Here is a 7,618-nt window from a genome sequence, read left to right as displayed (position 1 = left end):
AATGATTTAAAATATTGACTTACCTATTAGGAAATGCTATATTAAATCTTGTCGATACGGAGGAGTACCCAAGTCTGGCTGAAGGGGTCGGTCTTGAAAACCGAGAGGCGTCGAGAGGCGCGCGGGGGTTCGAATCCCTCCTCCTCCGCCATCAAGTTAGTTTGAAACACCACTGCGCATAAATGGAGATTGTTATTCGAAACGATTCGTTACATTTTGTAACGAATTTTTTATTGTAGAAAAACCGCCTAAAAGTAGGCGGCTATTTTTTTAAATAACGATATTGGTCGAGCATATAAGAAATCTTTTCGATTATTGGCTCGATCGATTGTTCATTTTCTAAAATATCGTAATCGCTAATGTTAATGCGTAGCACAGGACAGGCATTAAAGCTATTGATCCATCGTTCGTATCTTTCGTACATTTCTTTCCAATATTCCACCGGTGTTTGTTGCTCCATCGGACGTCCGCGCTCACGAATGCGTTTTAAAATTTCTTCAAAGCTTCCTTCCAAATAAATGAGCAAGTCCGGGTGTGGAAAATACGGTGACATGACCATCGCTTCAAATAAGCTTGTATACGTTTCATAATCAACCTTTGTCATCGTTCCTTTTTCAAAATGCATTTTGGCAAAAATTCCTGTATCTTCATAAATGGAGCGATCTTGTACAAACCCTCCACCATATTCAAAAATTCGTTTTTGCTCTTTAAATCGCTCAGCAAGAAAATAAATTTGCAAATGGAAACTCCATCTTTCGAAATCGGCATAAAATTTATCTAAATATGGGTTTGTATCGACTTTTTCGAAAGATGTGCGAAACTGTAATGCTTTGGCAAGTGCTTTTGTCATCGTTGATTTGCCAACGCCGACTGTTCCGGCAATGGTTATGACAGCGTCATGCGGAATATGGTACTTTTCACGTAAGTTCATGGCAATTGACTCCTTCTAATCGGTTTTCTATTTGTTCAAATATATAGAGCAGATCAGATTGGCGCTGCACAAAATCAAGTTTGTCCCCATTAAAGTGAAGAATTGGAATGTGTGGATTAGCTTTTTCAAACGATTGCATCGTTTGTTCGTAAGCGACGGACAATTCATGCAAATAAAACGGATCGATGTTTTTTTCGATCTCCCGCCCCCTCATTTCAATGCGTTGCAATAGAGTATCAAGACTTGCGTTTAAATAAATGATCATATTTGGCTGCGGCATACCCTCTGTAAGAATATCATAAATTTTTAAATATTTTTTATATTGATCTTGCTTTAATGTTCTTTCCGCAAAAATTAAATTTTTAAGAATATGGTAGTCGGCGACGACAGGCTGTTGTTTTTTTATGAAATCGCGGTTGATATCTTCTAGTTGTTTATAGCGGTTGCAAAGAAAAAACATCTCGGTCTGAAAACTCCACTCGTCGATATTTTCATAAAATTTCCCGAGAAATGGATTTTCATCGACAATTTCTTTTAGTAAATGATAACGAAAACGCTCTGCAATCGCTTTGGCCAGCGATGTTTTCCCGACCCCGATTGGTCCCTCTACGGCAATAAACGGCACAATCCGCATGTCACGATCCTCCCTTTTTACGTGATAAGAAAATATAACAAATCATTGTCTAGCTTCGAACTGTTCTCCGCTTCCATTTAGACAGACGAATTTTATTTTAACATAGACTGAGAACGGATAGGGAAAATTCATGAAAAGAAAAAACACTTGGATCAAATATCCAAGCGTTAATTATCTTTGGCTCTTCACCGAAAGTTGTACTTGACTATTTCAGAACACGCCTTCTCTGTACTTATAAGGAAAAATCAGTAAATCAGATTTTTCGTACACGGCGGCTCAAGAAAATCCCCCGCTTGTCAAGTACATGTTGTGGTGATGAACCTTATCTTTTACTTACATGGAAGTTGTCGGTAATAAGAAGCCAATTTTGCGGGAAGTCTAACCCTAACTTCCAATAGCTTACGCCTCTTAAGCTGAGCTCTTTTACTAAATTGAATTTTGCCTGTATGGAACGGGCATCTTCAAACCATACTTGATGTTCGTTGCCGCTTTCATCGCGATAATGAAAATGCGGTGCTTGAGCGTTTTGATCATATTCAATGGAAACATTGTAGCGGGAAGCAAGCCGGATCGCTTGTTGTGGGCTGATCGCCTGCGCATATTTTCCTCCTGGAACGTACGGAAGCGTCCAATCGTAGCCATATAAATTTTGCCCCATCATAATTTTAGAGGCAGGCATTTCTGTAATCGCATACTCTAACACTTTTCGGACCGGTCCAATTGGAGAAACAGGAAGTGGAGGACCACCGCTATATCCCCATTCGTACGTCATAATGATCACAAAGTCGACAATTTGTCCGTGAGCGCGATAATCGTGTGCTTCATACCACCGTCCTTTTTGAGTAGTGCTTGTTTTCGGGGCCAACGCGGTCGAAATTAACCACCCTTCTTGCTGAAAACGTTGCTTCGCTTTTCGTAAAAAAGCGTTATAGACTTCGCGATCAGCAGGGCGCAAATATTCCATATCAAAGTGGATGTCGCGGAATCCGTATTTTTTGGCGGTTGCGACGATGTTTCCGAGAAAACGGTTTTGTATGTCCTCGTTATTTAAAATAATGGCCCCTAGTTCATCGCTAAATTGATCGTTTTCAATGTTAGTAATGACCATCATTAATGTAACGTTGTTGGCGCGGGCGATGGCAGGAAAGTTGTTAAGAGGAGGTTCTTTTAGTGTACCGTTTCGTTGGATTTGGAAACTGAACGGCGCTAAATATGTCAAATACGGAGCAGCACTCCGGGCACTTGCTTCTAACGAAGGGCTGACAATGGAATTGCGCGGTTCGACATACCCATTAAATTCAGCGTTTCTTCTTCTTTGTGGCGGAATATATAACCGTTGTCCGATTTGAAGCGGGGTGTCGAGAGAAATGCGATTAATTTGAGCAAGCTGTTGAGCTGTCGTCTGGAATTGTCGGGCAATGGTCCAAAGGCTATCTCTTGGCCGCACCCAATAAAAACGGCCGGTAATGGGAATCACAAGCGCTTGACCGACGACGAGTGCATTTGGATTGGAGATATCGTTTGCGGTGATGATTTCTTCTGGGGTAGTGCTATACGCTTGGGCAATGCCAAATAACGTTTGTCCACGTTGTACTACATGAATTTGCATGCCTCTTCCTCCCTAGTTGCTTCTTTCCTGCTTTTTATTTTATGATGGAGGAAAAAACGGCATGACTGTTATTTTGGTGAGGGTTTGCTAATGAATGATGAATATTATATGCGCTTAGCGATGGAAGAGGCGAAAAAAGCAGAAAAAATGGGGGAAGTGCCGATCGGAGCTATAATCGTAAAAGATGGTGAAGTGATTGCGCGCGCTCATAATTTACGGGAAACGACGCAGCGGGCGGTCGCCCATGCGGAAGTGTTAGCCATCGATCAAGCGTGTCAACGGATCGGGTCGTGGCGGCTAGAAGATATGACATTATATGTCACGTTAGAACCTTGCGCGATGTGTGCCGGAGCCATTGTCCTTTCTCGGATCAAACGAGTTGTGTTTGGCGCAAGTGATCCAAAAGGAGGATGTGTTGGAACGTTAATGAACTTATTGCAGGAAAAGCGATTTAACCATCAAGCCGAAGTGGTCAGTGGCGTACTACAAGAAGAGTGCAGCCAAATGTTAAGCGAGTTTTTCCGTCAATTGCGCATAAAGAAAAAGCAACGCAGTGAAAAAGTTGGCGAAGATGCCAAATAAATTACAAGCTCCATTCATTGCTTTTTTTCAAAAAAACAGATATACTATATTTGCCGTGCTAAGTGGGGAGGTAGCGGTGCCCTGTACTCGCAATCCGCTCTAGCGAGACTGAATCCCTTCCCGAGGTTAGTCTGTTGTGAGGTCTGTCTCAAGTAAGTGGTGTTGACGTCTGGGTCCCACGCAATGGGATTCCGTGAACCCTGTCAGGTCCGGAAGGAAGCAGCAGTAAGCGGATACTCCCATGTGCCGTGGGGGAGCCTGGGCAGAGCTAACTGCTTGAGCAACGCTTGGGGCAGCTAATCGACGGAAGGTGCACGGTATGATACATAAGCGAAACTCACTCGGTCCGAGTGAGTTTTTTCTTTTCTATTTTGAAAAACAATCAAGACATTATATAATAAATAAGATGAGAGAAAAGAGGAGGGCAATTTTCGTGACGTACCAAGCGCTATATCGTGTGTTTCGGCCGCAACGGTTTGCAGATGTCGTCGGTCAAGAACACGTAACGAAAACATTGCAAAGTGCCCTGCTTCAAAATAAAATATCTCACGCGTACCTTTTTTCTGGTCCGCGTGGAACAGGCAAAACAAGCGCTGCGAAAATCTTGGCGAAAGCCGTCAATTGCGAAAAAGCGCCGACGCCCGAGCCGTGCAACGAATGTCCGTCATGCATTGGAATTACGAACGGGTCGATTCCAGACGTATTAGAAATTGATGCGGCCTCGAACAATGGCGTCGACGAAATACGGGATATCCGGGAGAAGGTGAAATTCGCTCCAACTTCGGTACGATATAAAGTTTACATCGTTGACGAAGTGCATATGCTTTCCATCGGCGCTTTTAACGCTTTATTGAAAACGTTAGAAGAGCCTCCAAAGCATGTGATTTTTATTTTAGCGACAACTGAGCCGCATAAAATCCCACCTACTATTATTTCTCGTTGTCAACGTTTTGATTTTCGCAGAATTCAGCCTCATTCGATCGTCTCAAGATTAAGGCAGGTGCTAGATGCCCAGCATGTAAAAGCCTCTGATGAAGCGTTACTAGCAATCGCCCGCGCGGCGGACGGAGGCATGCGCGATGCGTTGAGTTTACTGGATCAAGCCATCTCCTTCAGCAATGAAGAGGTGTTGCTTGAAGATGTGTTGGCGATGACGGGTGCTATATCCTCCTTTATGCTGGCAACTATTGTTCAAGCAATTCATGAAAAAGACATAGCGAAAGCGTTGCAATTGTTAGAGCAATTTATGAATCAAGGGAAGGACCCGAATCGTTTGATCGAAGATTTGATTTTTTATTATCGTGACCTCCTCATCTACAAGACAGCTCCTCATTTGGAAAGCGGAATAGATGGGGGGGGTGACCTATCGTTTCAGCAATTGGCTCAAGCGGTTTCAGTTTCAACGATTTATGAAGCGATTGAAACATTAAGCAAAAGCCAGCAAGAGATGAAGTGGACGAATCATCCACGCGTTTTTTTAGAGGTGGCATTAGTAAAGCTTTGCCGTCAAGAGCAGCACTCACTGTCTACATCTGAACAATTTAATTCGCTTATAAAGAAAGTAGAGCATTTAGAAGCGGAATTGCAACGTTTGAAAGAACAGGGAGTTTCTGCGACAGCGAAAGAGCCATTGTCTGCACCTACAAAAAAAGGAACAAAACCGGCTCGAACAAATAGCTATAAAACGCCAGTCGGCCGCATTTATGAAGTATTAAAACAGGCAACTCATCAAGATTTGTCATTGATTAAAAGCCATTGGGGAGAAATGCTTGATATTTTAAAAAAACAAAACAAAGTATCCCACGCGGCGTTATTGCAAGAGACAGAGCCGGTAGCGGCAAGCCCGCACGCGTTTGTGTTAAAATTTAAATATGAAATTCATTGCAAAATGGCCGCCGATAATACAAATGGTGTCAAGGAAAACTTAGAATCCATTTTATTTGATTTAACTCATCGTCGCTTTGAAATGGTCGCAGTTCCTGACGAAGAATGGGGAAAAATAAGAGAAGAATTTATTCGCGAAAAAGGAATACATCGCGAAAAAGAACAAGAGCAAGAGGATTCGCTTATTGCAGAAGCGAAGCGACTATTTGGTGAACAATTAATTGAAATTAAAGAATAAACAGGAGGAATGAAAGATGATGCGTGGAATGGGCGGAATGGGAAATATGCAAAAAATGATGAAACAAATGCAAAAAATGCAAAAAGAAATGCAAAAAGCCCAAGAAGAATTAGGAGAAAAAACAGTAGAAGGAACAGCAGGTGGCGGCATGGTGACCGTCATTGCGAACGGTCATAAACAAATTTTGGAAGTTAAAATAAAAGAAGAAGTAGTCGATCCAGAAGATATCGAAATGTTGCAAGACTTAATTTTAGCAGCTACAAACGATGCGCTAAAAAAAGCGGAGGAGCTAACAGCGGAAACAATGGGACAATTCACTAAAGGATTGAACATCCCAGGCTTATTCTAGGAGGATTTTCATGCATTATCCGGAGCCGATATCCAAATTGATTGACAGCTTTATGAAACTGCCGGGGATCGGACCAAAAACAGCGGTGCGGCTTGCGTTTTTCGTTTTGAATATGAAAGAAGATACAGTGTTGGATTTTGCAAAAGCATTAGTCAATGCGAAACGGAACTTGTCGTACTGTACGGTATGCGGACACATTACGGATAAAGATCCTTGCTATATTTGCGAAGACGAAAGGCGAGATAAAACGACGATCTGTGTCGTCCAAGATCCGAAAGATGTCATCGCGATGGAAAAAATGAAAGAATATAACGGGTTATACCACGTGCTGCACGGAGCCATTTCTCCGATGGATGGCATTGGTCCGGAAGACATTAAAATTCCTGAGTTATTAAAAAGGCTGCAAGATGAAACAGTGCAAGAAGTAATTTTAGCTACGAACCCGAATATCGAAGGGGAAGCAACTGCGATGTATATATCGCGGTTATTGAAGCCAACAGGAATTAAAATTACTAGAATTGCTCATGGATTGCCGGTCGGCGGTGATCTAGAATATGCCGACGAAGTGACGTTATCTAAAGCGCTCGAAGGCCGACGCGAGCTATAGAAATCAATTGAGGTGAGTCGCATGTTTTGGCGGCGAAAAGGATGGTTGAAAAGACAATTTGACCAACGGTTAGTCGAACAACTAGAAGCGATGAGAAACGAATGGATGAAGCAAAAAGATTTGATTGAAAAAAGTATCGAACCTTCAGAAGATGTGTTAATGGATGCGAAAATTACAGAAGCGAAATACTTTTTTCTTATTCGAGAGGCAAAACGCCGCCGTGTTACGTTAAAGAGAGCGAAATAAGCTCTCTTTTTTGTTCTTTTTTTTCGTCGCATGCATAATGTGAGAATAGTACAAGCAATAAAGAAGGGGTGGATGACATGGAGCCGAAAATAGTGATCATGCTTTTTTTATGTATGATCGTTATTTTGTTATTGGTTGGAACCCCTTTAAAACCGGTTCGTTTCATCGGTTATGGGGCTATCAAACTCATCATAGGGGCATTGTTGCTATTTGTTTTAAACGCCATCGGCAATTCTTTTAACATTCATGTTCCGGTCAATTTGTTGACATCGTCCGTATCTGGCTTTTTAGGTGTTCCTGGCGTTGTTGCTTTAATCATCATTCAAAAATATATTGTTGTGTAAAGAAGTGTTAGGTACATGTTCTTCCGTTCCATTTTTGGTGGAATGAAAGAACATTATTTTTTTAAAAAAATCGTTGACTAAGCTTTTTATGATATGTTATATTAATAAACGTCGCTGCTAATTAGTTATCCTCGAAAAAATAAAAAAGCAGTTGACATGAAATAAAGATGTATATATAATATCAAAAGTGTGAT

The 7,618-nt window shown here is 41.7% G+C and carries 9 protein-coding genes, 1 tRNA gene and 1 other RNA gene; 8 read left to right on the top strand and 3 right to left on the bottom strand.

All coding sequences use genetic code 11. The features are described 5' to 3' along the window. Window positions 1-58 precede the first annotated feature (58 nt). Window positions 59-151: transfer RNA gene (locus M4I42_RS15925), tRNA-Ser, on the top strand. Window positions 152-262: 111 nt separating this feature from the next. On the opposite strand, the gene M4I42_RS15920 is transcribed toward M4I42_RS15925, so the two are convergent. From M4I42_RS15920 to M4I42_RS15910, 3 genes are all read right to left on the bottom strand, one after another. Further along, a complete protein-coding gene (locus tag M4I42_RS15920; protein ID WP_268853044.1) occupies window positions 263-931 on the bottom strand; it encodes a deoxynucleoside kinase in 669 nt (222 codons plus the stop codon). After that, window positions 918-1,565, bottom strand: a complete 648-nt coding sequence (locus M4I42_RS15915) for a deoxynucleoside kinase (RefSeq protein ID WP_268853043.1) — start codon at window positions 1,563-1,565, stop codon at window positions 918-920. The genes M4I42_RS15920 and M4I42_RS15915 overlap by 14 nt, the downstream gene beginning before the upstream one ends. 322 nt (window positions 1,566-1,887) lie before the next feature. Continuing rightward, window positions 1,888-3,174, bottom strand: a complete 1,287-nt coding sequence (locus tag M4I42_RS15910; RefSeq protein WP_268853042.1) for a glycoside hydrolase family 18 protein — start codon at window positions 3,172-3,174, stop codon at window positions 1,888-1,890. A 90-nt stretch (window positions 3,175-3,264) separates the two neighbouring features. Here M4I42_RS15910 and tadA point away from each other — a divergent pair, with 90 nt between their 5' ends. The 7 genes from tadA to M4I42_RS15875 all read left to right on the top strand — a co-directional run bounded on the left by tadA (window position 3,265) and on the right by M4I42_RS15875 (window position 7,424). Next, window positions 3,265-3,756 carry a tRNA adenosine(34) deaminase TadA gene (gene tadA, locus M4I42_RS15905; protein ID WP_268853041.1) on the top strand — a complete coding sequence of 164 codons (492 nt, stop codon included), beginning with the start codon at window positions 3,265-3,267 and terminating at the stop codon, window positions 3,754-3,756. 53 nt (window positions 3,757-3,809) lie between these two features. Next, an RNA gene (gene ffs / locus M4I42_RS15900) (signal recognition particle sRNA large type) lies at window positions 3,810-4,074 on the top strand. 115 nt (window positions 4,075-4,189) lie between these two features. Next, window positions 4,190-5,878: a DNA polymerase III subunit gamma/tau gene (gene dnaX, locus M4I42_RS15895; RefSeq protein ID WP_268853040.1), complete on the top strand. Its 1,689-nt coding sequence runs from the start codon at window positions 4,190-4,192 to the stop codon at window positions 5,876-5,878. Between the two features lie 16 nt (window positions 5,879-5,894). Beyond that, window positions 5,895-6,227: a YbaB/EbfC family nucleoid-associated protein gene (locus M4I42_RS15890; protein WP_268853039.1), complete on the top strand. Its 333-nt coding sequence runs from the start codon at window positions 5,895-5,897 to the stop codon at window positions 6,225-6,227. A gap of 10 nt (window positions 6,228-6,237) precedes the next feature. Beyond that, window positions 6,238-6,834, top strand: a complete 597-nt coding sequence (recR, locus tag M4I42_RS15885) for a recombination mediator RecR (RefSeq protein WP_268853038.1) — start codon at window positions 6,238-6,240, stop codon at window positions 6,832-6,834. A gap of 21 nt (window positions 6,835-6,855) precedes the next feature. Next, window positions 6,856-7,080, top strand: a complete 225-nt coding sequence (locus M4I42_RS15880; protein ID WP_268853037.1) for a YaaL family protein — start codon at window positions 6,856-6,858, stop codon at window positions 7,078-7,080. Between the two features lie 77 nt (window positions 7,081-7,157). Then, the gene (locus M4I42_RS15875; RefSeq protein WP_268853036.1) at window positions 7,158-7,424 is read left to right on the top strand and encodes a pro-sigmaK processing inhibitor BofA family protein; all 267 of its coding nucleotides are present in this window, start codon (window positions 7,158-7,160) and stop codon (window positions 7,422-7,424) included. The last annotated feature ends 194 nt before the right edge of the window (window positions 7,425-7,618 follow it).

Source organism: Anoxybacillus sp. J5B_2022 (assembly GCF_026847645.1).
In the GTDB taxonomy this organism is placed as follows: Bacteria; Bacillota; Bacilli; order Bacillales; family Anoxybacillaceae; genus Anoxybacteroides.
The sequence above is the reverse complement of the archived record's forward strand: the minus strand, read 5'-3'. Positions and strand labels throughout refer to the sequence as shown.